This is a genomic window from Hafnia alvei, assembly GCF_900095695.1.
GTDB classification, from domain to species: domain Bacteria; phylum Pseudomonadota; class Gammaproteobacteria; order Enterobacterales; family Enterobacteriaceae; genus Hafnia; species Hafnia alvei_B.
In genome coordinates, this window is the sequence record NZ_FMIQ01000057.1 from 89425 (window position 1) to 115390 (window position 25966).

Consider the following 25966-nt stretch of genomic DNA (forward strand, 5'->3'; position numbering starts at 1 on the left):
ATGGCACGTTTAAAATTACAGACCGTTAGCAAAAGCTATGACGGCAAGAATGCGATAATCAAAGGTATCGATTTGGATGTTGCCGACGGCGAGTTCATCGTGATGGTTGGTCCGTCTGGCTGTGGGAAATCGACGCTGTTGCGGATGGTCGCCGGACTTGAAGAAACGACCGGTGGTGATATCTATATCGATGACGACCGCGTGACCCATAAGGAACCTAAAGATCGCGGCGTGGCGATGGTGTTCCAAAACTATGCGCTTTATCCGCACATGAGCGTATTCGATAATATGGCCTACGGCCTGAAAATTCGCGGCTTGGGCAAAGAACTCATTCGCACCAAGGTAGAAGAAGTGGCGGCCATTCTCGAGCTCGAGCCGCTATTAACCCGCAAGCCAAGCGAGTTATCCGGCGGGCAACGCCAGCGAGTCGCGATGGGGCGGGCAATCGTGCGTGAGCCGGCGGTATTCCTGTTTGACGAACCGTTATCCAATCTTGATGCAAAACTGCGCGTTCAGATGCGCCTTGAGCTGCAACAGTTGCACCGCCGCTTAAAAACGACCAGCCTGTATGTGACGCATGATCAGGTTGAGGCCATGACGCTCGCTCAGCGCGTGATCGTGCTTAATAAGGGCGTCGCTGAGCAGATAGGAACGCCGACCGAGATTTATCATCGCCCAGCCAGTCGTTTTGTCGCAGGTTTTATGGGATCGCCGGCGATGAACCTGCTTGATGGTCAGATTAGTGCAGACGGACAGACTTTCGAGGTTAACAATGGCCCGCAGCTGCGTTTAGAGCAACCATTGAGCAAGCTGGCAGGGCAAACGCTGACGCTGGGTATTCGACCAGAACATCTGCGTCGTGCGGCTGAAGCAGAAGCCGGAAACCCGTTTACGGTAATGACGCTGGAACTGCTGGGCGCCGACAATCTAGCGCACGGGCAGTGGGGCAAACACGGCGTTATCCTGCGTTTGCCGCATCAAATTCTGCCTGAGTCAGGAAGTGAGCTGCGATTGGTTTTGCCACAGGAAAACCTGCATTTCTTCGATATAACAACCGGTTTGCGCATCGAGCCGTGAACCAGAAGTGAAGCCTTTATGGCGGAGTAAAAGATGACAACATATTGGCCCTATCCAAAAATCGTCGCCCACCGCGGTGGCGGCAAATTAGCACCAGAGAACACCTTAGCGGCCATTGATATTGGCGCAGAGTATGGGCATAAAATGATTGAGTTTGATGCCAAGCTCAGCGCCGATGGGCAAATTTTTTTGCTGCACGACGATAATCTGGAACGCACCACTAACGGTTGGGGCGTCGCCGGTGATTTGCCTTGGGAAAAACTGGTGAGTTTGGATGCCGGAGGTTGGTTTGGGCGCGCGTTTCGCGACGAACCTTTGCCGCTGCTCTCGCAGGTTGCCGATCGCTGTCGTGAATTTGGCCTAGCGGCGAATATTGAGATTAAACCCACGACCGGCGTTGAACGTGAAACAGGGCGCGTGGTTGCGCTGGCTGCAAAAACGCTGTGGGCAACGCACCCGGTTCCGCCTTTGCTCTCCTCTTTTTCGGTTGAGTCATTGGCCGCGGCGCAAGAGGCGGTTCCTGAACTACCACGTGGTTTGCTGCTTGAAACATGGGATGAAGAGTGGCTGGCGTTAACCACGCGCTTAGGCTGCGTTTCATTGCATATCGATCACAATGAGCTGACTGCGGAACGCGTTGCTGATATCAAAGCTGCGGGATTGCGCATTCTGGTGTACACGGTGAATAACCCGAAACGCGCTCGGTTGCTGCTGGATTGGGGCGTTGACTGCATCTGTACCGATAAAATTGATGTGATTGGTGCTGATTTCGCAGACCGCGAATCCGTTTAAATTGGGGAGCTGACCCACCCCAGCCCTCCCCTTCGCAGGGGAGGGCGATGTTTGTAAGAATCTCGATCTGCTCCTCCCCCTGCAAAGGGGGAGGTTGCGAGGGGGTATTCGAGCTATGCGGCCTACTGCCCACCGTTATTTTTTCTATTCTGATCCACGGTGTTTTGCTGGTTCAGCATTCTTTGATTATTCACTTTTTTCTGCTGATCCATCTGATTAAGTTGCAGCTGCTGTTGGCGCTGCTGGCGATTCTGGTTGTTGAGCATGCGCTGCTGATTGTTATTCTGCCATTGCTGATCGGCATTCAGACGCATGTTTTCATTCAACTGATGTATTTGCTGCGCTTGGTTATCTCGCTGGATTTGAGTTTGCGTATTACGCAGCTGCTGTTGATTGAAGCTGTTGTTTTGGTTCTGAAAACCTTGTTGCTGTTGTTGGATCATTTGCTGTTGCTGCTGTATGACGGCCGACTGCGCATAGGCATTTACACTGCAAAAAAGTGACAATGGCGAAAGTAACAGGGCGGGAAGTACAACACGTATTAGGTTTTTCATAAGACCTCCTGTGATGCTATTCCCTTAAGTCTATGGCATTTCATCTTGCTTTGCGTGGCAGTTGAAGCGAAAAATGAGCGAATAAATGCCATGAATTTTCGTAATCGCTCGTTTTGTTCTTGCATTTCTGGCTAAAAACCGCAATCTCTTGAAGGTCTTTAGGTTGTTGTACTCTACGGTTTTAGCAACAATTCCATATGCTTAATGCGGTTTTTTGTAAGTAACATGTTCGTTACAATACGGGCAATTTGAATACAGTAATGGAATGGTGTTATGGAACAGTTTGTCGTTATTTCCGTTGAGCAGGCACAGCAAAAGTTACAACAACCAGAAACGGTGTTGGTTGATATTCGCGATCCGCAGAGCTATGCCGCTGGGCATGCCGCAGGCGCATTTCATCTAACCAATGAGACGCTGCAAAACTTTATGCAACACAATGAATTCGATACACCGGTGATGGTGATGTGCTATCACGGTAATAGCAGCCGTGGCGCAGCGCAGTATTTGCTGCACCAAGGATTTGAAGAGGTATACAGCATCGATGGCGGATTTGAAGCATGGAACCGTGCTTATCCGCAGCAGGTCGAGAGCTCATCCCTGTAGCGCCTATTAGGCATCATTATGGTGCCCATTTTAACAAGCAGGTATTCATGGTTCGTATTATTTCCCTGCCTAACCCAAGGCTGGCGCAGGCGTTTATTGATTATATGGCGACGCAGGGCGTTCGTTTAGAGTTGGAAGTGCACAATGATGAAGTTGTGCTTTGGCTCGCCGATGGCACCCAGCAGGCGAAGGTTGAACAGGAGCTCTCGCGCTTTCTTCAAGAACCTTTGCATCCACGCTATCAGGCGGCCAGCTGGCATGCGGGGTCAACGCACAGCGGCTTGAAATATAGCAGCTTTAGCTACCTGAAAAGCTTTACCCGACAGACCGGCCCCTTAACGGTTGGGATCACGGCTGTCTGCGTGGTGGTCTATTTGTTAATGCTGCTGTTGGGCGATGAGACAGTCATGAACTGGCTGGCGTGGCCTGCTGATTCAAGCCAATATTTTCAGGTTTGGCGCTGGGTTAGCCATGCGTTTCTGCATTTCTCAGCGGTGCATATCATCTTTAATCTCATGTGGTGGTGGTATCTTGGCGGGCAGGTTGAAAAACGCTTAGGCGCTGGCAAGCTGCTGCAAATTGCGTTGGTTGCGGCCTTTATGAGCGGCTGGGCGCAGTCATTGTTTAGTGGTTCTAATTTTGGTGGTCTGTCTGGCGTCGTGTATGCATTGATGGGCTATGTGTGGTGGTGTGGTGAACGTGCTCCGCAAATGGGCATCAATATGCCACGTGGTCTGATGGTTTTTTCAGTGCTGTGGCTGGTGGCAGGACATTTTGATTGGTTTGGAATGTCGGTCGCAAACGGTGCGCATATTGCAGGTTTAGTGATTGGATTGCTGATGGCGTTTTGGGATGCTCACCATCAGCGCAAGACATCAGCGTAAGAGCAACGTCTAACCGCCGGACATCCGGCAACTCAGGGGAATTGATGTGAAGCAAACACAGCGCCATGACGCGATAATCGATCTCGTTCGCCAGCAAGGATATGTGAGCACGGAAGAATTGGTCGAGCACTTTGCGGTGAGCCCGCAGACGATTCGCCGCGATCTGAATGACTTGGCGGAGCAAAACAAAATTCAGCGTCATCACGGTGGCGCAGCACTTCCGTCCAGCTCTGTGAATGCGGCTTATCACGATCGTAAGATCATGTGGTCGGCGGAAAAAGCGCGTATTGCGCAACACGTTGCTAGTCTGATCCCTGATGGCGCCACGCTGTTTATTGATATTGGCACCACGCCGGAAGCGGTCGCGCATGCATTGCTGAATCACCGTAATCTGCGTGTCGTCACCAATAACCTTAACGTTGCCACGTTGCTGATGGGCAAAGAAGATTTTCGGTTGATACTGGCGGGTGGCGAAGTGAGAACCCGTGACGGCGGCATCATGGGTGAAGCCACGCTAGATTTTATCTCTCAGTTCCGTTTGGACTACGGCATTCTTGGTATCAGCGGTATTGATATGGACGGTTCACTGCTGGAGTTTGATTACCATGAAGTACGTACCAAGCGCGCTATTATCGAAAACTCACGCTGCGTAATCTTAGTTACGGATCACTCCAAATTTGGCCGTAATGCGATGGTGAATCTGGGCAACATGGATCTCATTGATTACCTGTTCACCGATGAACAGCCACCGGCCAGTATTCAGAAAATCATCGAGCAGCACGAAGTTCAGCTCGAAATCTGCTAAGTCTTTTCCTCTCTATTTCTAAACGCACAGAGCCAGTTTGGTCTGTGCGTTTTGCTTTGCCTTTTCTCTTCGCTTTTTAATGTGCCTTAGATTCCAAAAGCGCCTGCAGCGCTGTAAGTCTCGCGAATTTCTCTGAATCGGTTTCGCAGTTACGTGCGGCTGTCCTTGAGTCAATTTTAAGCTCCAATAAATTGTTATTGATGGTTTATTAATCGATAAAATTAACCTATTAGGTTATATTGCTAAGGAGAGCAGATGGAGAAGCGAACGCCGCATTGCAGTTTGGAAAAGGTACGGAACTTGATTGGGAAGGGGATGATTAGGATAACCAAATCAGCGCATCGTGATGCTGAGCTGATACATTTTGGCCTTGCTGATATGTATCGCGTTGTCTGTGAGCTCTCGCCCCAAGATTTCTATAAGAGTATGACAACTTATGATGACCATCGCATCTGGCAGGATGTCTACCATTGCCATCTGGACAAGGTGTCTCTCTATGTGAAATTAACGGTTGTTGATGATGTCCTCATCGTTTCGTTTAAGGAGTTAGATCATGCAATGCCCTGAATGTGGTTCTAAAAATACGATTAAAGATTACCGTGACATCCCATTTACCTATAAAGGGCAGCCTACGGTGGTTAAAGCTGTCGGTGCCGATTGGTGTTTAGACTGCGGGGAAGGCGTGATTTTTAAAGAAGAATCTCTGCGTATCGACAGCATTTTGACGGAGTTCAACAAACAGGTTAATGCGTCCATTATCGATCCTGAGTACGTGGTGGCAATGCGAAAAAAGCTGAACCTTTCCCAAAGTGAAGCCGGTGAGATCTTTGGTGGCGGCGTGAACGCATTTTCGCGCTACGAAACAGGAAAAGCGCTGCCCCATGTCTCAACCATCAAATTGTTAAAACTGCTTGATAAGTATCCAGAATTGCTCGAAGAAATTCGTAACTAGCCTTTCTCTTTCGACGCCTAAGTTCGTCAGCTTGGGCGGCTCTGCGTCTCAATACCCACACAGTATGTAATTTTATTATCTCTCAACTGTTATCTTCATCACGCTGAAATGTTTTTGTTTGGTTAATTTCTGGCGCTAATGTTTGTTTGTGAGTATTATAATGCTCGTAAACGAACATTATTCGATTGTTTTTCTATCATCAACGACAAAATTAGAACTGTTTCGAGCATCCGGAGGGGAAAGTGGAAACCAAAGACTTGATCGTTATCGGTGGTGGCATTAACGGTGCCGGTATCGCTGCGGATGCGGCAGGACGCGGGCTTTCCGTTCTGATGCTGGAGGCTAAAGATTTGGCCTGTGCCACGTCATCTGCGAGCTCTAAATTAATCCACGGTGGCCTGCGCTATCTGGAGCACTATGAGTTTCGTTTGGTGAGCGAAGCCTTGGCAGAGCGTGAAGTGTTGCTGAAACTTGCGCCGCATATCGCCTTCCCGATGCGTTTCCGCTTACCGCACCAGCCGCATTTGCGCCCGGCTTGGATGATCCGTACGGGTCTGTTCCTTTACGATCATTTGGGCAAACGTACCAGCTTGCCAAGCAGCAAAGGCCTGCGCTTTGGCCCTGAATCGGTCTTAAAATCCAGCTTAACGCGTGGATTTGAGTATTCAGATTGTTGGGTTGATGATGCTCGTTTGGTGCTGTTAAACGCGCAAGAAGTTGTGGTGCGCGGTGGTGAAGTTCGCACTCGTACTCAGGTTACACGCGCCTATCGTGAAAATGGATTGTGGGTTGTTGAAGCTAAAAACGCAGACACGGGTGAAGTCTCTACCTGGCGTGCCAAAGGTCTGGTGAATGCGACCGGCCCATGGGTAAAACATTTCTTCGATAATGGATTAGAGCTGAAATCTCCTTACGGTATCCGTCTGATCAAGGGCAGCCATATTGTGGTTCCTCGTGTCCATAATCAGCCGCAGGCTTACATTCTGCAGAATGAAGATCACCGCATTGTCTTTGTGATCCCGTGGATGGATGAGTTTTCTATCATCGGCACTACCGATGTGGAATATAACGGCGACCCGCATGATGTGAAGATTGATGATAATGAAGTGAATTACCTGCTGAAGGTTTATAACGATCACTTCAAGAAACAGTTAAGCAAAGACGACGTTGTCTGGACCTATTCCGGTGTGCGTCCGCTGTGTGACGATGAATCAGATTCTCCGCAGGCGATCACCCGTGACTATACGCTCGACGTACACGATCAGGATGGCAAAGCACCGCTGCTTTCCATATTCGGCGGCAAGCTCACTACCTATCGCAAACTGGCTGAACATGCGCTAGAGAAACTGTCTGGCTATTACGATAACTGTGGCCCTGCATGGACTAAAAATGGTGTATTGCCGGGAGGCGATTTAGGCACCGATCGCGATAGCTATGCTGCACAGCTGCGTCGCCGCTTTACGTGGTTACCGGAAGCGTTAGCCCGTCGCTACGTGCGCACTTACGGTACTCGCGTTGAACAGCTGATTGGAACCGCGCAATCGCTGGAAGAGCTGGGTGAGCACTTTGGTCATCATCTGTATGAAGCTGAGCTGCGTTATCTGGTTGCCGAAGAGTGGGTGGTTGAGCTTGATGATGCGATCTGGCGCCGTACTAAGTTAGGTATGTGGCTGGATGATGCTCAGAAACAGCGTGTCGCGCAGTGGCTGGCAGAGCATAAGTCATAACGACTGCATGACATGACCCCACCCTAACCCTCCCCTTCGCAGGGGAGGGAACTGTTTAGTGATGGTTGAAAGACCCTCGATCTGCTCCTCCCCCTGCGAAGGGGAGGCTTTTCGCTCTACAACTTCACCGCTTTAATATTCCATATCTCATCCGCGTATTCCTGAATCGTTCGGTCGGATGAGAAATACCCCATATTGGCGATATTCATCACCGCGCGGTGTGTCCATTCAATAGGCGTTTTATACAGCTCATCCACTTTATCCTGTGTATCAATATAGCTACGGTAATCCGCCAGTAGCTGATAGTGATCGCCGAAGTTCACCAATGAATCAAAGAGACTTGCATAGCGGCGCGGATCTTCAGGGCTGAATGCGCCCGTCGCAATTTGGGTGAGCACTTGGTTTAGCTCAGGATCCTGTTCGTAGATTTGGCGCGGGTTATAGCCATTATTACGCAGCGCTTCAACCTGCTCGGTGGTATTGCCGAAGATAAAGATATTCTCTTCACCTACATGCTTGAGCATTTCGACGTTTGCGCCGTCTAATGTGCCGATGGTCAATGCGCCGTTGAGCGCAAATTTCATGTTGCTAGTACCCGACGCTTCGGTGCCTGCCGTTGAAATCTGCTCTGAAAGATCGGCGGCTGGGATAATCATCTGTGCCAAACTGACGCCATAGTTGGGGATGAAAACAACTTTGAGCTTGCCTTTGATGCGCTCATCGTTGTTGATCACTTTAGCTACATCGTTGATCAAATGAATGATTTGCTTGGCGTTGTAATACGCTGATGCGGCTTTACCCGCAAAGATCTTCACCCGTGGTGTCCAATCGTTTTCGGGATCTTGCAGGATACGATTGTAGTGGGTGATGACATGCAACACGTTCAGTAGCTGGCGTTTGTATTCGTGGATCCTTTTGATCTGCACGTCGAACAGCGCATTAGGATCTAGCACCACATTAAGCTTCTGCGCGACATACAGGGCGAGCTGTTTTTTATTGTGCAGCTTGGCCTGTTGCACATCGCGAATGAAGGTCGGGTAGTCGATGTGTGTTAACAGCTCATTGAGCTGGCTTAAATCGGTGCGCCATCTCTGCCCGATGTTTTCATCCAGCACTTTTGACAGCGGTTGGTTAGCCAACGCCAGCCAGCGACGTGGGGTTACGCCGTTAGTTTTATTACAGAAACGGTTCGGGAATAGACGAGCAAAATCGGCAAACAGCGATTGCACCATCAGTTCAGAATGTAGCTCAGATACGCCGTTTACTTTATGGCTAGCGATCACTGCCAGCCACGCCATGCGCACGCGACGTCCGTTGGTTTCATCGATAATGGAAACGCGTGAGAGCAATGCATCATCATTAGGATATTGCTCTTTCACGTCTTTTAGGAAATGGTCGTTGATCTGGAAAATAAGCTGTAGATGGCGCGGTAAAATTTTGCCCAACATGTCTACCGGCCACGTTTCGAGGGCTTCGCTCATTAACGTATGATTGGTGTAGGAGAAAACCTGTACCACGATGGCCCAAGCGCTTTCCCACGTGAATTTGTGATCGTCAATGAGCAGCCGCATCAATTCGGGAATCGAAAGCACCGGATGGGTGTCGTTCAGGTGGATAGCAATTTTTTCGGCGAGATTCTGTAAAGTGTGATGGGTTTGCCAATGGTGATGGAGAATATCTTGCACCGTCGCAGAGACGAGAAAGTATTCCTGACGCAGGCGCAGCTCACGGCCTGAATAGGTGGAATCATCTGGATAAAGCACGCGGGACACGTTTTCCGAGTGGTTTTTATCTTCCACTGCGGCGAAGTAATCGCCCTGATTAAACTTACCTAAATTGATTTCGCTACTGGCGCGCGCGGACCATAAACGCAGGGTGTTGGTGGCATCGGTGTCAAAGCCCGGAATAATTTGGTCAAAAGCCAGCGCCAGCACCTCTTCGGTTTCCAACCAGCGGGCACGATTGCCTTCCTGCTGAATACGTCCACCGAATCGAACCCGGTAGCGCGTGTTATGGCGCACGAACTCCCACGCATTGCCGTATTCCAGCCAGTTATCAGGTGACTCCGCCTGCTGCCCATTCACGATGTTCTGTTTGAACATACCGTATTCATAGCGAATACCGTAGCCGCGGGCCGGTAGGGCGAGCGTCGCCATGGAATCGAGAAAACAGGCCGCTAACCGACCAAGACCGCCGTTGCCGAGCCCAGGATCGATTTCTTCATCGATAAGCTCTTCAAGATCGAGCCCCATTTCATCTAAGGCTTGCTTGGTTTCGTCATACACACCCATCGCCATCAAGGCGTTTGAGAGCGTACGGCCGAGCAAAAATTCCATCGAAAGATAGTAAACCTGACGTACATCCTGCGAGAACTGAGCGCGGGTAGAACGCAGCCAGCGCTCGACCATTCTGTCTCGCACCGCGAATAGCGTGGCGTTTAACCAGTCATGCTGGTTGGCAATGGACGGATCTTTGCCAACCACAAACATCAGTTTGTAAGCAATCGAGTGTTTGAGCGCCTCGACGCTGACAACGGGCGAAGTATAGCTAAACGGTGAAGTCATAATCAGTACACCCCGGTAATGAAAAATATGGGTTACAGCATGGATGGCAAATTATGCAATTTGCGCCAACAATGCCGATAAAATCTTTATTGGGCTAAAGTCGGCTGTAGAGCTCCAAATAGCTCACGGCCGCTTTTTCCCAGCTGAAGTTTTGCGCCATGGCTTGGCGCTGCACGTAGCGCCACAGCGTTGGGCGCGTCCAGAGAACAAAGGCGCGGCGGAGCGCATTCGACAAATCTTTGGTATCGCAGTCATTAAAGACAAAGCCGCTGGCGCTGCCTTCGGAGAGATTTTCCAGCGAGCAGTCGTTCACCGTGTCGGCTAAGCCGCCGGTATGGCGCACCAACGGCAGGGTGCCGTATTTCAGCCCGTACAGCTGAGTTAGCCCGCAGGGCTCAAAACGACTCGGTACTAAAATAACGTCGGCGCCCGCAATAATCCGATGCGAGAACGCTTCGTGATAACCGATTTGCACGCCAACCTGACCGGGATAGGCGGCCGCAGCGGCCAGAAATGCCTCTTGCAAAGGAGCATCTCCCGCACCGAGAAGTGCCAGCTGTCCACCGCCGTTTAATAGCGTAGGCAGGGCTTCAAGCACTAAATCCAATCCCTTCTGGCTGGTTAAACGGCTGACAACCGCAAAGATCGGTTTCTCCGGATCGACTTCTAACCCCATGGCCGTTTGTAGATGCTGTTTGTTTAGCGCCTTCTCTTTGAGATTTTCTCGCTGATAACAGTTGGCGATGAGTTTATCGGTCGCGGGATCCCAAATCGCATCATCAACGCCGTTGAGAATGCCGCTGAGTTTGCCTTCGCGTTCAAGCTGCTGTAATAGCCCCTCCATGCCATAGGCGAATTCAGGGCGGGTGATTTCTTTCGCATAGGTAGGGCTGACCGTTGTGACGTGATCGGCGTAAAACAGCCCGGCTTTTAAGAATGAGATTTGGCCATAGAATTCCAGTCCATAGATCTGGAAGAAATCCTGTGGTAGATACAGCTCAGCCATGTGATGAGCTGAAAATAAGCCCTGATAGGCAAGGTTGTGCACGGTAAACACAGAGCGAGCTGGGCGACCACGCGCCGCCAGATACGCGCAGGCGAGGCCTGCATGCCAATCATGGGCATGAACCACCTGTGGGCGCCAATAGTGGTCGCAGCCGCTGGCCAGTTCGGCGGCTATCCATCCCAGCAAGCCGAAACGGCGATGGTTGTCTGAGTAGGCATACATCGCCTGATCGTGATACGGGCTGCCGGGGCGGTCATAAAGATGCGGGGCATCAATCAAATAGATACCAACGCCTTGATAATGACCAAAACGCAGCGTAACGCGACCGGCAAAGGTATCTAGCGTGGCGACTTCATGTGTTTCAGGGATCCCTTCTTTCAGCGCCGGAAATCCGGGGAGAAGAACGCGCACATTAGCTCCCTGAGCAATTTGCGCAGCAGGCATTGCACCGACAACGTCGGCTAATCCACCTGTTTTGAGCAGGGGAAACAGTTCGGAACAGACGTGCAATACGTACATCGATAATCCTCAGTCAAATTGAGTGATGCTCCCGTCAGCCTTTCTGTTTGCCGGGAGCGACACCCAACACTTCATCTCATAAACGAGCCAGCATTTCGCGCGTGACCAAGACAACCCCGCCTTCAGAGCGGTAAAAACGCTTGCTGTCTTCTTCTGCATTCTCCCCAATCACCATGCCTTCAGGCAGAACGCAGGCGCGATCGATAATGCAGCGGCGTAGGCGGCACGAGCGGCCAATGTTGACGTCAGGTAATAAAACAGATGAATCAATGGTGCAGAACGAATTAACGCGAACTCGAGGGAACAGAACCGAGTGAACGACCACGGAGCCTGAAATAATACAGCCGCCCGACACCAAGGAGTTCATGGTCATACCGTGGCTGCCTGAACGGTCTTGGACAAACTTGGCTGGCGGCAGTGATTCCATGTAGGTGCGAATTGGCCAGCGTTTGTCGTACATGTCGAGTTCTGGCGTGACCGAAGCTAAGTCGAGATTGGCACGCCAATAGGCATCTAAGGTTCCAACGTCGCGCCAGTACGGGGCAACGTCGTGCTCGTCGGTACTCGTGACGCAGGAAAGCGTGAAGGGATGTGCCCAAGCCTTTCCCTGCGCGGTAATTTTGGGGATCAGGTCTTTACCAAAATCGTGGAAGGAGTCCGTGAGACTCATGTCTTCTTCCAGCAACTGATAAAGATATTCTGCGTTAAATACATAAATGCCCATGCTGGCGAGCGACATATCTTCGTTGCCCGGCATCGCGGGTGGATTCTGTGGTTTCTCTAGAAACTTCAAAATCTGATGATCGTCGCCAACTTCCATCACGCCAAATTCGCTCGCTTCGCTACGCGGTACGGGGATACAGGCCACGGTACATCCGGCACCGCTCTCCACGTGGTCGATCAGCATGCGCGAATAGTCCATTTTGTAGATATGGTCACCAGCGAGAATGACCACAAATTCAGCGTCATAGCGTCGAATAATATCCAGATTTTGATACACCGCGTCGGCGGTTCCTTTGTACCAATGTTCTGACGCATCACGCTGCTGGGCGGGCAGGAGATCGACAAACTCATTCATTGACTCGTTCAGGAACGACCAACCACGCTGAATGTGCTGCACCAAGGTATGCGAGTGATATTGGGTGATCACCCCAATACGACGAATGCCTGAGTTGATGCAGTTCGATAGCGCAAAATCGACGATACGAAATTTACCGCCAAAGTGAACGGCCGGTTTCGCACGCGTTTTGGTGAGATCCTTCAAGCGAGAGCCGCGGCCACCTGCCAGAATCAGGGCCACAGACTGCTGAGGTAATTGACGGGCCAACATCAACTGGTTCTGATTTTCTGACTTAACCATTTCTGACTCCTTGTTTTGATGCGTGCAGTCCGCTCTTTAGGCCTTGGACTGCGCGTTGTAGGGCTATGAACGAATCAGTACGCATATGCTGTGTGCAGGCATGACCACGCGTTCAGTGTTGTTTACGGTATCCAATGCGTTGAATGGCGCAGACGCTTGCCAATGACCCGTAGGAAGGCAAACCTCGACGTCGTCTTGCGCTGGATTAACAATAATTAACCAGTCACCAGATAGCTGGATCTGTAGCAGTGACGGAGCGATAGCCTGCCATTCATCTGGCGTGAGTGGCTGTGCATGGGCGTTCAGCCAAACAACGTTGCCATCGTTTTCGTCCCACCACCGGTTGGCGCAGAGCGCAGGAATGCGCTTACGCAGCTGAATCAGCGAGGCGGTGAACTCCGTTAATGCGGTATCTGCGCAGGACCAATCTAGCCAAGCGATTTCATTGTCTTGGCAATAGGCGTTGTTGTTGCCTTGCTGGCTGTGACCCATTTCATCACCGGCCAGGATCATCGGCGCACCTTGTGAGAGCAGCAGCGTGGCGAGCAGCGCACGCTGACTACGGTTTCTTCGGCGCTGAATGTTCTCATCGGCGTCTATTCCTTCAACACCGTGGTTGTTGCTGTAGTTGCTGTTAGTTCCGTCGCGGTTTTCCTCGCCGTTAGCCAGATTATGTTTGTCGTTAAAACTCACTAAATCGTGCAGGGTAAAGCCATCGTGAGCGGTGATTTGGTTAATGCTCGACGACGGTGCGCGTCCGTGATGGCGAAACAGCTGGCTTGAGGCCGCAAAACGCTCGGCAAACGCGCCCGCGCTGATAGAGCCCTGTAGCCAAAACTGGCGAACTTCATCACGATAACGATCGTTCCATTCCGAAAAGGTGAGAGGAAAATGCCCAAGCTGGTAGCCATTGGGGCCGATATCCCACGGCTCAGCGATGAATTTCACCCGAGAGAGAACAGGATCCTGAGCGATGGTAATAAATAACGGGGCATGCCGATGAAAATCAGCGTTGCGTCCCAGCACGGTGCCTAAGTCAAAGCGAAAACCATCCACATGGCACTCTTCAACCCAATAGCGCAGACAGTCCATGACCCACTGCACGCTATGTGGCTGAGTTAACCTCAGCGCATTGCCACAGCCAGTCCAGTTTTCCAACGCGCCCTGCGCATTGCGCCAGTAATAGCTGCGGTTATCGATGCCGCGTAACGACACCATTGGGCCAGTCTCGTCCAGCTCGGCAGTGTGGTTAAAAACAACATCGAGAATGACTTCAATTCCAGCGGCGTGTAGCGCTTTGACCGCATCGCGAAATTCACTCAGTGCGGTAGTTTTGCTGCGGCCAGAGTGAAAGCTAGGCTCGATGGCAAACGGGGCGAGAACGTTGTAGCCCCAATAGTTGGTTAGGCCAATTTTCTGTAAGCGAGGTTCATCGGCATGCAGCTGCACCGGCAGCAATTCCAACGCGGTAATGCCCAATCGCTTTAAGTATTCAATCATCACCGGATGAGAAAGAGCGCCATAGCTGCCGCGTAATTCTTTTGGAATTCCCGGATGCTGCTGGGTAAGTCCACGTACATGGGCTTCATAAATCACGGTATCCCCCCATAAAACATGAGGGGGGCGATCGTTTTCCCAATCGTAGGTCTCTTCGCGCACGATGCAGTGTGGAACGACATCGCGATCGTCACGCCAGTCTGGCTCGTGTAGGCCGCCACACAAGCGATCGTCCAATGGCAATGTACCTGTGAGCTCGCGAGCGTAGGGATCGATTAGCAATTTAGCGGGGTTAAAGCGTTGGCCCTTTTCAGGACGCCAAGGGCCATGAACGCGATAACCATATTCCAGCCCTGCTTTTGCACCGGGTAACAGCCCGTGCCAAACGTCGCCGCTGCGTGCCGGAAGCTCGTAGGATTCCTGATGTCCGGTTTTGTCAAAAATGCAGAGTTCAACCCGCGTCGCGTGAGACGAGAAGAGCGCAAAATTGACGCCTTCGGGCGTGATGTGGGCTCCCAACGGGCCCGGATTACCGGGTTTTAGCATCAGACACAGCCTCCGAGGGTGACGCTGGTTGAGGCGCTAGTTGTAAATAGAGCGTCGCCAGCGGCGGCACGGCGATCTCGATAGAGTACGGACAGCCGTGGCTACCTACGGCTTGGCTATCAATGCCTCCCTGATTGCCAAAATTACTGCCGTGGTAATAATAAGAATCGGTGTTCATGATTTCTTGATAGTGTCCTGCGTGCTCAACGCCGACGCGATAACGCTCGCGTGGTACTGGCGTGAAGTTGCTGACAACCAAAACTTCGTTGCCTGCCTCATCGCGGCGAACGAAGGCAAACACCGAGTTCTCATGATCGTCGACGACGCGCCAGCGGAAACCACGCGCATCGCAATCCCAGCGATGCAGCGCCGGATAGTCGCGATAGCAATGGTTGAGGTCGCGCACCAGACGCTGCACGCCGTTGTGCCAGTTGTCTTCACCTTCCAGCAAATGCCAGTCAAGACTGGTTTCGAAATTCCACTCGCGGCCTTGGGCAAATTCACAGCCCATAAACAGCAGTTTTTTGCCCGGATGAGCCCACATAAAACCGTAATAAGCGCGCAGGTTGGCAAATTTTTGCCATGCATCGCCGGGCATTTTGTCGAGCATGGAGCGTTTGCCGTGCACCACTTCGTCGTGCGACAGCGCCAGCACGAAGTTTTCACTCCATGCGTACAGCAGGCCAAACGTCATCAAATTATGGTGATACTTACGATGGACCGGATCGAGCTTCATGTAGTCCAGCGTGTCGTGCATCCAGCCCATATTCCACTTGTAGTGGAAGCCCAGACCGTTGGCATCAGGCGGCAGCGTAACGCCGGGAAAGTCGGTGGACTCTTCTGCCATGGTGACGGCACCGGGGCGCTGTTCGCCGATGGTTTTATTGGTATAGCGCAGAAAATCGATGGCTTCGAGGTTATGGTTTCCGCCAAAGCAGTTTGGGATCCATTCTCCCTCTTTGCGGCTGTAATCGCGGTGGATCATGGAAGCGACGGCGTCTACGCGCAGGCCGTCAATGCCGTAACGCTCCATCCAATACAGCGCGTTTCCGGCTAAGAAATTGCGTACTTCATAGCGGGAATAGTTATAAATCAGCGTGTTCCAATCCTGATGATAGCCTTCACGCGGATCTGAATATTCATATAAATCGGTGCCGTCGAACTCAGCTAAGCCCCAAGTATCGCTGGGGAAATGGCCCGGAACCCAATCCAGCAGCACGTTGATCCCTGCCTCATGCGCTTTATCCATAAAGTAGCGGAAGTCTTCTGGTGTACCGAAACGGCGCGTTGGGGCGTACATGCCTAGCGGCTGATAGCCCCATGAGCCATCGAACGGGTGTTCGTTGATCGGCAGCAGTTCGATATGGGTGAAGCCCATGTCTTTGACGTAGGGCACCAGCTGTTCCGCCATTTCGCGATAGCTGAGCCAGAAGTTGTTATCGCTGTGGCGTCGCCATGAACCCAGATGCACTTCATAGATGGAAACCGGCGCGTTGAGCTGATTAGCCGCGCTGCGTTTTTCATCTGGCGGGACTTTGTCTGGCAATGGGGTTACCAGCGAAGCGGTGTCTGGGCGCATTTGCGCTTCAAAGGCATAGGGATCGGCTTTAAGCACGGTGTGCCCATGCGCGTCGATAAGCTCGAATTTATACAGCTGACCCGCCTGCACACCGGGAATGAAAAGCTCCCAAATGCCGCTCTCTTGTCGGATACGCATGGGATGGCGACGGCCGTCCCAAAAATTAAATTCGCCGACCACGGAAACCCGCTGCGCATTCGGTGCCCAAACGGCAAAGCTGACGCCGCTGATATCAGCCAGATGCGTGGGATGGGCACCTAAACTTTCATAGGGGCGTAGGTGCTTGCCTTCGGTGAGCAACCAATTATCGATTTCGCCGAGGAGGGGACCAAAACGGTAGGGATCTTCGATGATTTGTTGATGATCGTTCCACGTGACGTTGAGCAGATAATCAAACGGGTTTTTACGACGAGGCAATAGGCCTGTAAAGAAACCACGCTCATCGATCCGATCAAGTTGAGCAACCATGCGCGTGGTTTTGCGATCGAGCACCTGTACGGACGTTGCATCTGGCAGCAGAGCGCGTACCACCAAACCTTTGGATGTTTGATGCATGCCTAAGATAGAAAAAGGGTCAGCACAATGACCCGCTAGAAGCTGTTGCAGCATTTGACTGCTGGGAAGTACGGACATGGCATTCTTCCTTAGATTCACAGCATGAATCCATCATTCAATCATTCGTTTCTGAATAATTGCTAATAGACATCATGCCCGCCATTCAGAATATTTTTTGTGAGTGTTACTCGATAATTTTTGAGTAAAAACACAAAGGCACAAATCGCTACAGCATCACCGTCTGCTGGCTTTTTTATTGGATGGCTAACTTATAAATTAACCATTTTTAAGCATAGCCAGCTTTTCTAGATACATTTGCTAAACGGAGGGTTATTTTTCGTGATAACGAATGGGAAAAAAGAATGAGTGAAAAAATAGACCGCGAAAATCGTTTTCGCGGTCTATTGGGAGAGGCTTTGGGTTAAGCCGCAGAAACCTTACGGCGGTGTTTATCTAAATCGCTGATAAGCAAATTAATATCAGGATCGTTAAACATCTGCTCTAGGGTTTTAGTGAGTTTACGCCGCCAGTTGGGATACTGGTCGCTGGTGCCCGGAATATTGACGGGCTTTTCCATATCCAGCCAATCTTCTGGCTGTAGGCCCAGTAAGGCACTGGCGCTATCCGCTACGTAGCGTTGTAAACCTCGGTTGAGAACCGGGCTCATGGCTAAGCGTTCAGCGCGCCGTCCAACCTTTTGCGGAATACAGCCATATTGATGTAGGCCATCCAGCAATCCTTGTTTAGCCGCCTCGCGATCCTGATGCAGTTTTCTCAGCACCTCGAGATCGGGATAAAGCCCCAACTCCCTGCCTAAATGCAAATCATCCGCTTGCCAATAGCCTCGCAGCGTTGGCAGATCGTGGGTGGTGATGGTTGCCATCGCCTGTACGGTATATGACTGCGGTGCGCGGAAGCTGTTTTCCTGATCGTGCTCGAAATAGAGCACTTTGTAGGAGTAGACGCCACAATCACGCAGTTTAGCGATGATTTCAACGGGTACCGTTCCTAAGTCTTCACCGATAACCATGCACTGATTTCGCTGGCTTTCTAGCGCTAAAATGGCCAGCAAATCATCAACCGGATAGCGCACATAGGCGCCTTTGTCGGCGGTTTCACCATAGGGGATCCACCACAGGCGCAGCATCGACATCACGTGATCGATACGCAATGCGCCGCAGCAGGTCATGTTGGCGCGCAGCATATCAATAAATGGCTGATAGGCACGCGCAGCCATAACGTGGGGATCCATCGGTGGAAGCCCCCAGTTTTGCCCCAGTGGGCCAAGAATATCCGGCGGTGCGCCGACCGAGGCTTTCAGGCAATACAGCCCGGTTTCACCCCAGGTTTCAGCGCCACCTTCGGCGACGCCAACGGCAAGATCGCGGTACAGCCCAATCGGCATCTTTTGTTGCTGGCAAACTTCGAAACATTCAGACAGCTGGCTGTACGCAAGCCATTGCAGCCAGAGGTAGAAATCGACTTTATCCGCGTGCTGACGGCAAAAATCGGCTACGCCGCTGCTGTCTGCGCTGCGCAGATTATCGGGCCATACTGGCCAACCCCACATTGTGGGATCTTGGGCATTCAGATGTGCATGCAATGCATCGAACGCTGCCTGTTGGTACAGGCTATTACCGCCTTGTTCAACAAACTGACGGAACGCTTTCAGGCGCTTATTGCTGCTTTTCTGCTGGATAAACGCGGGGAATGCTCGCTGTAGCGCATTGATCTTCAGCGAGATAACGCTGGAGTAATCGACCCATTCGCTGGCCCGGGCATCGCTTAGGCATCGCTGCGTTTCGCTATTGTTCCACCACGTTTGGGCTTCTTCACTGTGTTTAAACTCTTCTACTTGGTTGACATCAATGTAGGCCACGTTCAACCAGCGGCGTGAGGATGGGCTATAAGGGCTGGCGCTTTCTGGGTTAGCAGGGTAGAGCGAGTGGATCGGATTGAGGCCGACAAATGCCCCGCCACGCTTAGCCAAGTTTAGCACCATCTGTTTGAGATCGCCGAAATCGCCGATGCCCCAATTATTATCAGACCGCAGCGTATAAAGCTGTACGCAGGCACCCCAAAGTTTACGGCCAGTCAGCAAGGCATCTGGTTCATAACAGCGTTGAGGCGTAACGATAATCTGGCAAGTCCACTGCTGTGTTTCATCACTTAACGTGAGCTGATGATAGCCCAGCGGTAGATCGCGCGGCAGCGTCAGCGTTTTGCGTCGCTGTACTTTTCCTTGGAAAGTCCCTTGGAGATTCTCTTGGAGATTAGCGCCGCTATGTGCCGGTTTGTCAGACGAGTGGGCTTCAAGCGCGAGCGCCCAAGTGTACTCTCCAGTGATATGGAGATTGAGAATACATGGACGGCCTTGGGTAAACACCATCACCGGCGGAACCGGCGAGCCGACCTGAGTCGGCGTGAATGGATGCATCGCTTCCAACAGGCGCTGCTTAGTTTCCGCGCTGATCGCCTGTTGTTTGCCGTGAGCATTGATGTAGCTGGCAGCGATACCCGCTTCCGCCGCCAAACTTTCCAGTAGCTTACGCTCGGCCTGCTGATGCTCCGTTATTTGTTCCATTGGTGGCGTTGTTTTCTCTTGCATGGAACAGCTCCTTAACGCTTTGCCTGCCAGATTCTCTTCTGGTAATCGCGGATTGACCGGTCAGAGCTGAACATACCAACGCGTGCGGTATTTAAAATTGTGGCGCGAGTCCATTGCTCTTGGTCGCGATATAACACGTCCACTTCTTTTTGCGCACGGCAGTAGTCGGCAAAATCGGCCAAGACCAAGTACGGGTCACCGCCGTCTAACAGGCTATGCAGCATTTGATCGAACGCTTGTTTATCGCCGTTGCTGTAATGGCCTTTGGCCAATTCATCCAGAATCAATTTCAGCTGCTTATCTTTACGATAAATCGCCTTAGGCTGGTAGCCTTTGGCCAGCGTGGCTTTCACCTGTTCTACGGTTTGGCCGAAGATAAAGATGTTTTCCTCGCCGACTTCCTGTGCAATTTCGACGTTCGCACCATCCAGCGTCCCCACGGTTAATGCGCCGTTGAGGGCGAGTTTCATGTTGCCGGTGCCTGACGCCTCTTTGCCTGCCGTGGAGATCTGCTCAGAGATATCAGCCGCAGGGATCATGAGTTCAGCAACGGAAACACGATAGTCAGGAATGAATGCGACCTGAAGGCGTCCTTTCATCAGCGGATCGTTATTGATCTTCTCAGCGACTTTGTTGATCGCGTAGATAATATTCTTAGCCAAATAGTAGCCGGGAGCGGCTTTGGCGCCGAACAGGAAAACGCGTGGTACGCGGTCAGCCTGCGGGTTATCGCGCAGTTCGTGATACAGGGCCAGAATGTGCAAGAGATTCAGGTGCTGGCGTTTGTATTCGTGCAGGCGTTTGATTTGCACGTCAAAGATCGCATCGACGTTGAGCTCCAGACCCATCACGTTTTTAACGTATTTTGCTAACGCGAGTTTGTTGTCGCGTTTGATGGCCTGATACTTTTGACGGAACTTCGCATCGTCGGCATAGGACTCAAGGCCTTTCAGCACGTCTAAATCGTTAGCCCACTCTTTTTTCAGCGTCTTGTCGATAAGGCTAGCCAGCGCAGGATTGCACTGTTTTAGCCAGCGGCGCGGCGTGATGCCGTTGGTGACGTTATGAAATTTGTTGGGCCAGAGCTGGTGGTATTCAGGGAACAGGTCTTTGACCACTAAATCAGAATGCAGCTGGGCGACGCCGTTAACCGCAAAACCACCCACCACGCATAGGTTTGCCATGCGTACTTGTTTATCGTAGTGAACGGCCAGTTTGGCCCATACCGCTTCATCGTTAGGCCATTGCTTTTGAACCCGTTTTTTGAAGCGCGCGTTGATCTGTTTGATGATGTCAAAGTGGCGCGGCAGCAGGCTGCGTACCAAGCGCTCGTCCCAGCATTCGAGAGCTTCTGGCATCAACGTATGGTTGGTATAGGCAAAGGTGTTGCTGGTGATGGCCCACGCTTCATCCCAGGACATTTGATGTTCGTCCAGCAGTACGCGCAGCAGTTCTGGGATCGCAATCGTTGGATGCGTGTCGTTGAGCTGAATCACCTCATATTTCGGTAAGTCAGCCAGCTTGCGGCCTGCCAGATGGTGTTTGTGCAGAATGTCAGACACGGAGCAGGCGCAGTGGAAGTATTGCTGCATTAGGCGTAAGCGTTTACCGGCCTGATGGTTGTCATTAGGATAAAGCACTTTGGTAAGCTTGGCGGCTTCAATACCGTCGCTTTCTGCTTTGAGGAACTGGCCATCATTGAACTTGGTTAAATCAAACGGATGCGCATGAGTGGCCTGCCACAGGCGTAGCGGTTGGCTCACGCCGTTGTGATAGCCAAGAATTGGTAAATCCCATGCTTCGCCGCGCAGCGTGAGCGCTGGCTGCCATCGCACCGAACCGTCCGGCTGTTTGATAAGCTTACCGCCAAAGTTAACGTCTACGTTCAGGGCGCTGTTATGGCGGAACCACGGGTAGCTTTCGCGCTCCCAGTTGTCTGGCGCCTCCATCTGGTGACCTTCGCTGAAGGACTGACGGAAGAGGCCATATTGATAGCACAAGCCATAGCCTGTCGCCGGCTGTTCAACGGTTGCCATGGAGTCCAAGAAGCAGGCCGCTAAACGACCTAAGCCGCCGTTGCCCAACGCTGGATCGGTTTCTTGTTCCAACAAATCGCTGAGCAGAACGTCGTGCGCAGCGAGGGCTTTTTCTACGGCGTCATACCAGCCCAGATTAATCAGATTGTTTGCGGTTAAGCGCCCAATCAGAAACTCCATGGATAGGTAGTTAACATGGCGCAGCTCGCTTTTTGCCACGGCTTTTGGCTGTGGTAGCGCAGACAGCTGCTCGGCGATTGCCGCACTCACAGCCTGCCACCATTGATGCTCCGTCATCTGGTTCGATGCGGTTAGTCCGAAGTGCTGCCATTGGCGGGTAAGCGCCGCCAAGAATACGTCCTTATCAAATGGTATGTGCGACATATCAGTCTCTCTCAAAGCATAAAGTTCAGGAATTGACGTTATCCTGCCGACCCACCGGTTTTATAACATCCTCCCGAAGGGGGATGAGGCGGGGAGGAGGGGCGGGGCGTAGTCAAAACTGTGATCCAAACCCGTTATCTTTCGCGTTACAGGCGTGTAAATTCAGCTCTGATTACCAAGATGTAGCCCATAAAACCGACAAATTTTGTGCAATAAACTTGCAACTAAAGGATTAAGAATAGGAGCAAAAATGTTCCTATGTCGAGGGTAGCCGTGCTGAAATGCGGCCTCATGCCAGCGAGGGGAAAAGATGAGGTGCTAACCTAAACAAAGAATCAATGAAACCGTACCGAGTCATTTTCCCAGCAAAGATGTAAGAAGATGTGAGAAGTGTGATCGACTGCAATTTCCTGCTACCTAGTCGTGATGCTCTGTTGCATTAATTGGTGTGATATCCCAAGTTAAACAGGACTAATTAATTACGAAGCGCGAAATAAATAAGCAATATTTAAAACTTATATATTGCTGTGGTTTGCTTTGGGCTTTCTTTGTGGGACTTTACCATGCTCATTCCGTCGAAATTAAGTCGCCCGGTGCGGCTACAAAATACGGTGGTACGCGAACGGCTATTAACCAAGCTTGCGTCAGCCGGTAACTACCGTCTGGTATTGGTTAACGGGCCGGCGGGTTATGGTAAAACCACGCTATTAGCGCAGTGGGCAGAGGAAAATGCGCATTTAGGCTGGTTTTCTCTGGATGAAAGCGACAACCAACCCGAGCGCTTTGCCAGCTATTTAATTGCCGCATTGCAGCAAGCCACCGGTGGACATTGCAGCAAAAGCGAAGCGATGAGCCAAAAGCATCAGTACGCTACGCTTCCGGCGCTATTTGCTCAGCTTTTTATTGAGCTTTCTGATTGGTCGGCACCGTTGTATTTGGTTATCGATGATTATCATCTGATCGCTAATGCGCAAATCCATGAGGCGATGCGCTTCTTCCTGCGTCATCAGCCAGATAATCTCACCGTCATTTTATTGTCACGCACGCTCCCTCCACTGGGCATCGCCAATTTACGCGTGCGCGAGCAGCTTTTAGAAGTAGGCACTAAGCAGCTGGCTTTTACCCATCAAGAAGCGTCACAGTTTTTCAATCATCGTTTGAAATCGCCGATGGCGGACATTGAAAGCCATCAGCTGTGCGATGAGGTGGAAGGCTGGCCAACGGCGTTGCAGCTGATCGCGCTTTCGGTGCGTCAATCAACAACCACGGCGCAAGAGTCGGCGCGGCGTTTAGCGAAGATCAACGCCAGCCATCTTTCTGATTATTTGGTGGATGAAGTGCTCGATCGCGTTGATGCCACGACGCGTAACTTTTTGCTGCGCTGCTCGGTGCTGCGTTCGATGAATGATGTGCTGCTGACTCGCTTAACCGGTGAAGATAACGGCCAACAGCAGTTGGAAGAGCTTGAGCGGCAGGGGCTTTTTATTCATCGAATGGACGCTGACGGCGAATGGTTTTGCTTCCATCCATTATTTGCCAACTTTTTACGTCAGCGTTGCCATTGGGAACTGGCGGCAGATTTGCCCGATCTTCATCGTCGAGCAGCTCAAGGCTGGCTCGATCAGGGCTTTCCCGCTGAGGCAATCCACCATGCATTAGCCGCAGGCGACGTAGAGATGCTGCGCGATGTGCTACTCCAGCATGCGTGGGAGCTGTTCCATCAAAGCGAGCTTTCGTTGCTGGAAGAGTGCTTAAAAGCCCTGCCGTATGAAAAACTGATTCAAAACCCTCGCTTGGCTCTGCTACAAGCGTGGCTGGCACAGAGCCAACATCGTTACAGCGAGGTGAATACTCTGCTGGAGCGCGCCGAGCATGAAATGCATGTGCAGAAAATTGAAATAGATGGCGTGATGTTGGCCGAGTTTGATGCGCTGCGCGCGCAGGTGGCAATCAACGATGGTCGCCCTGACGACGCCGAGCGGCTGGCGGTTGAAGCGTTAAAACATTTGCCTATCAGCAGCTATTACAGCCGTATTGTCACCAGCTCGGTGATGGGCGAAGTCCATCATTGCAAAGGCGATTTAGCCCGTGCATTGCCGATGATGCAACAAACGGAGCAGGTTGCGCGCCGTCATCAGGCCTACCATTACGCGCTGTGGGCAATGCTGCAACAGAGTGAAATCCTCATTGCGCAGGGCTTTTTGCAAGCAGCCTATGAGACTCAGGACAAAGCTTTTGAGCTGATCCATGAACAGCATTTAGAGCAATTGCCGATGCATGAATTCCTGCTGCGAATTCGCTCGCAGGTTTTATGGTCGTGGATGCGTTTAGACGAGGCAGAAGACGCTGCCCGCAAAGGCCTCGAGGTGCTGGCAAACTACGAACCGCAGCAACAGTTACAGTGCTTGGCGATGTTAGCCAAGTGCTCTTTAGCGCGTGGCGATCTGGACAATGCTAACCAGTATTTACGGCGCTGTGAGAATTTATTGCAGTCTGGCCGCTACCATCGAGACTGGCAAACTAATACTGATAAGCCGCGGGTGATTGCGTGGCAGATGACCGGCGACCGCGCAGCTGCGACACAGTGGCTGATGCAGGCAGAAAAACCGTCGCGGGCTGATAACCACTTTCTACAAGGTCAGTGGCGCAACATTGCGCGAGTGCAAATTCTGCTAGGACGCTATGAAGAAGCCGAAGTAGTACTTGATGAGCTAAACGAAGAAGCAAGGCGTTTGCGTTTGGTGAGCGATCTCAATCGTAACCTGCTGCTGTGCAATTTGCTGTATTGGAGCACCGATCGCAAAAGCGAAGCGCTGCGGGTATTGATTGAAGCGCTAAGTTTGGCTAACCGTACCGGTTTTGTCAGTCATTTTGTGGTTGAGGGCGAGGTGATGGCACAGCAGCTGCGTCAGCTCTTGCAGCTCAATACGCTACCAGAGCTGGATCAGCACCGCGCTCAGCGCATTCTGCGTGATATCAACCAGCATCATCGGCATAAGTTTGCGCATTTTGATGAGGGCTTTGTTGAACGCCTGCTTAATCATCCACAGGTGCCGGAGCTGATTCGTACCAGCCCGTTAACCCAGCGAGAATGGCAGGTTCTAGGGCTGATTTATTCTGGCTATAGCAATGAGCAAATCGCCGGTGAGCTCGACGTTGCCGCAACAACGATTAAAACTCATATTCGTAATTTGTATCAAAAACTGGGCGTTGCGCATCGCCAAGAGGCCGTTCAACAGGCACAAAATATTATGAAGATGATGGGGTATGGCGTGTAGTTAACGCCATCTAACCTTCCCATTTGTAGGGAAGGTTAGCGAGGGCTACAGGAGGCAGGCTAGGCTTACCGGCTCATGGCCGTGATAGGCACTTCTGCATCTGGCTCATGGGTAATTCGGTTACGCAGATCGCGGCGAATCAGCTCAATCGACCAGAACCAAAAGAGATGTCCCAATATTTCAGAGATATATTCGTCAGCGGGCAGCTGTGACAGCGGCGGCGTGAGCCCCAGCAATGGGAAACTAATACCGTGAACAGCAATGGTTGAAATAATCCCTGCCATTATCCCTTGCCACATTTTTACTTTTGGAAAACGCTCTGCCACGATGCAATAGCCGATGGCAAACACCAATGAGAAGATAATGTGAGTCACCATCACCGGATTAATAATATGTTCAGAGAACGTATAAACCGTGGTGGTTGGGTCGATGCCAAGATAATCACGTAAAAACAGGTAAGGCGGATTAAACTCAGCGCGGCCATCGGTAATGGTTCGCGGCGGCAGGGGAACTTCAGCCCCCCATTTCACAAACGCTGACATAATCCCTGCGGCTAAACCGACCAGAGCGGCCACGCCATAGCGGCGACGTGTCGGATTGGTTTGTACAAATAACGCGCTAACTGCCATGGTGGCCTTCC

Annotated in this window: 18 protein-coding genes; 10 read left to right on the top strand and 8 right to left on the bottom strand. The window is 51.5% G+C overall.

The window, feature by feature from the left end; genetic code table 11:
• The 9 genes from BN1044_RS15025 (at position 1) to glpD (ending at position 7394) form a co-directional block, all read left to right on the top strand.
• Positions 1-1077 carry a sn-glycerol-3-phosphate import ATP-binding protein UgpC gene (locus tag BN1044_RS15025; protein WP_072309386.1) on the top strand — a complete coding sequence of 359 codons (1077 nt, stop codon included), beginning with the start codon at positions 1-3 and terminating at the stop codon, positions 1075-1077.
• A 33-nt stretch (positions 1078-1110) separates the two neighbouring features.
• On the top strand, positions 1111-1869 hold the full coding sequence (ugpQ, locus tag BN1044_RS15030) for a glycerophosphodiester phosphodiesterase (RefSeq protein ID WP_072309387.1): 759 nt from the start codon (positions 1111-1113) through the stop codon (positions 1867-1869).
• Between the two features lie 47 nt (positions 1870-1916).
• Positions 1917-2372 carry a hypothetical protein gene (locus BN1044_RS23605; protein WP_175421615.1) on the top strand — a complete coding sequence of 152 codons (456 nt, stop codon included), beginning with the start codon at positions 1917-1919 and terminating at the stop codon, positions 2370-2372.
• Positions 2373-2696: 324 nt separating this feature from the next.
• Entirely contained in the window at positions 2697-3026 is a 330-nt protein-coding gene (glpE, locus tag BN1044_RS15040; protein WP_072309389.1) for a thiosulfate sulfurtransferase GlpE, read from the top strand.
• A 47-nt stretch (positions 3027-3073) separates the two neighbouring features.
• Complete coding sequence (glpG, locus tag BN1044_RS15045) at positions 3074-3910, top strand: rhomboid family intramembrane serine protease GlpG (protein ID WP_072309390.1); 837 nt, start codon at positions 3074-3076, stop codon at positions 3908-3910.
• A 46-nt stretch (positions 3911-3956) separates the two neighbouring features.
• Complete coding sequence (locus BN1044_RS15050) at positions 3957-4715, top strand: DeoR/GlpR family transcriptional regulator (RefSeq protein ID WP_025799366.1); 759 nt, start codon at positions 3957-3959, stop codon at positions 4713-4715.
• A 255-nt stretch (positions 4716-4970) separates the two neighbouring features.
• Complete coding sequence (locus BN1044_RS15055; RefSeq protein WP_072309391.1) at positions 4971-5282, top strand: type II toxin-antitoxin system MqsR family toxin; 312 nt, start codon at positions 4971-4973, stop codon at positions 5280-5282.
• Positions 5269-5667 carry a type II TA system antitoxin MqsA family protein gene (locus tag BN1044_RS15060; RefSeq protein WP_072309392.1) on the top strand — a complete coding sequence of 133 codons (399 nt, stop codon included), beginning with the start codon at positions 5269-5271 and terminating at the stop codon, positions 5665-5667. The genes BN1044_RS15055 and BN1044_RS15060 overlap by 14 nt, the downstream gene beginning before the upstream one ends.
• A 242-nt stretch (positions 5668-5909) precedes the next feature.
• Positions 5910-7394 (top strand): glycerol-3-phosphate dehydrogenase, encoded by a 1485-nt coding sequence (gene glpD, locus BN1044_RS15065; RefSeq protein WP_072309393.1) that lies wholly within the window; start codon positions 5910-5912, stop codon positions 7392-7394.
• A 116-nt stretch (positions 7395-7510) separates the two neighbouring features.
• Here the strand turns inward: glpD and glgP are convergent, their stop codons facing one another.
• From glgP to malP, 7 genes are all read right to left on the bottom strand, one after another.
• Positions 7511-9958, bottom strand: coding sequence for a glycogen phosphorylase (gene glgP, locus BN1044_RS15070; RefSeq protein ID WP_072309394.1), 2448 nt, complete (start codon positions 9956-9958; stop codon positions 7511-7513).
• A 94-nt stretch (positions 9959-10052) separates the two neighbouring features.
• A complete protein-coding gene (gene glgA / locus BN1044_RS15075; protein ID WP_072309395.1) occupies positions 10053-11483 on the bottom strand; it encodes a glycogen synthase GlgA in 1431 nt (476 codons plus the stop codon).
• Between the two features lie 76 nt (positions 11484-11559).
• Entirely contained in the window at positions 11560-12843 is a 1284-nt protein-coding gene (gene glgC / locus BN1044_RS15080) for a glucose-1-phosphate adenylyltransferase (RefSeq protein WP_072309396.1), read from the bottom strand.
• 63 nt (positions 12844-12906) lie between these two features.
• Positions 12907-14886, bottom strand: coding sequence for a glycogen debranching protein GlgX (gene glgX, locus BN1044_RS15085; RefSeq protein ID WP_072309397.1), 1980 nt, complete (start codon positions 14884-14886; stop codon positions 12907-12909).
• Positions 14870-17098: a 1,4-alpha-glucan branching protein GlgB gene (gene glgB / locus BN1044_RS15090; protein ID WP_072309398.1), complete on the bottom strand. Its 2229-nt coding sequence runs from the start codon at positions 17096-17098 to the stop codon at positions 14870-14872. The genes glgX and glgB overlap by 17 nt, the downstream gene beginning before the upstream one ends.
• 343 nt (positions 17099-17441) lie before the next feature.
• Positions 17442-19604: a 4-alpha-glucanotransferase gene (gene malQ, locus BN1044_RS15095; protein WP_247650331.1), complete on the bottom strand. Its 2163-nt coding sequence runs from the start codon at positions 19602-19604 to the stop codon at positions 17442-17444.
• Between the two features lie 35 nt (positions 19605-19639).
• A complete protein-coding gene (malP, locus tag BN1044_RS15100; protein WP_072309400.1) occupies positions 19640-22048 on the bottom strand; it encodes a maltodextrin phosphorylase in 2409 nt (802 codons plus the stop codon).
• Between the two features lie 563 nt (positions 22049-22611).
• Between malP and malT the strand changes: the two genes are divergently transcribed.
• Positions 22612-25326, top strand: a complete 2715-nt coding sequence (gene malT / locus BN1044_RS15105) for an HTH-type transcriptional regulator MalT (protein ID WP_072309401.1) — start codon at positions 22612-22614, stop codon at positions 25324-25326.
• Positions 25327-25391: 65 nt separating this feature from the next.
• On the opposite strand, the gene BN1044_RS15110 is transcribed toward malT, so the two are convergent.
• Positions 25392-25955, bottom strand: a complete 564-nt coding sequence (locus BN1044_RS15110; protein WP_072309402.1) for a YagU family protein — start codon at positions 25953-25955, stop codon at positions 25392-25394.
• Positions 25956-25966: the final 11 nt, after the last annotated feature.

Excerpts from the sequence above, each read along its gene's own strand:
- BN1044_RS15060 (WP_072309392.1), top strand. The coding sequence starts at position 5,269 with ATGCAATGCCCTGAATGTGGTTCTAAAAATACGATTAAAGATTACCGT.
- glpE (WP_072309389.1), top strand. The coding sequence starts at position 2,697 with ATGGAACAGTTTGTCGTTATTTCCGTTGAGCAGGCACAGCAAAAGTTA.
- glgX (WP_072309397.1), bottom strand. The coding sequence starts at position 14,886 with ATGCTAAAACCCGGTAATCCGGGCCCGTTGGGAGCCCACATCACGCCC.
- ugpQ (WP_072309387.1), top strand. The coding sequence starts at position 1,111 with ATGACAACATATTGGCCCTATCCAAAAATCGTCGCCCACCGCGGTGGC.
- malQ (WP_247650331.1), bottom strand. The coding sequence starts at position 19,604 with ATGGAACAAATAACGGAGCATCAGCAGGCCGAGCGTAAGCTACTGGAA.
- glgA (WP_072309395.1), bottom strand. The coding sequence starts at position 11,483 with ATGTACGTATTGCACGTCTGTTCCGAACTGTTTCCCCTGCTCAAAACA.
- malP (WP_072309400.1), bottom strand. The coding sequence starts at position 22,048 with ATGTCGCACATACCATTTGATAAGGACGTATTCTTGGCGGCGCTTACC.
- BN1044_RS15025 (WP_072309386.1), top strand. The coding sequence starts at position 1 with ATGGCACGTTTAAAATTACAGACCGTTAGCAAAAGCTATGACGGCAAG.
- glgB (WP_072309398.1), bottom strand. The coding sequence starts at position 17,098 with ATGTCCGTACTTCCCAGCAGTCAAATGCTGCAACAGCTTCTAGCGGGT.
- BN1044_RS23605 (WP_175421615.1), top strand. The coding sequence starts at position 1,917 with ATGTTTGTAAGAATCTCGATCTGCTCCTCCCCCTGCAAAGGGGGAGGT.
- glgP (WP_072309394.1), bottom strand. The coding sequence starts at position 9,958 with ATGACTTCACCGTTTAGCTATACTTCGCCCGTTGTCAGCGTCGAGGCG.
- BN1044_RS15110 (WP_072309402.1), bottom strand. The coding sequence starts at position 25,955 with ATGGCAGTTAGCGCGTTATTTGTACAAACCAATCCGACACGTCGCCGC.
- glgC (WP_072309396.1), bottom strand. The coding sequence starts at position 12,843 with ATGGTTAAGTCAGAAAATCAGAACCAGTTGATGTTGGCCCGTCAATTA.
- BN1044_RS15055 (WP_072309391.1), top strand. The coding sequence starts at position 4,971 with ATGGAGAAGCGAACGCCGCATTGCAGTTTGGAAAAGGTACGGAACTTG.
- glpG (WP_072309390.1), top strand. The coding sequence starts at position 3,074 with ATGGTTCGTATTATTTCCCTGCCTAACCCAAGGCTGGCGCAGGCGTTT.
- malT (WP_072309401.1), top strand. The coding sequence starts at position 22,612 with ATGCTCATTCCGTCGAAATTAAGTCGCCCGGTGCGGCTACAAAATACG.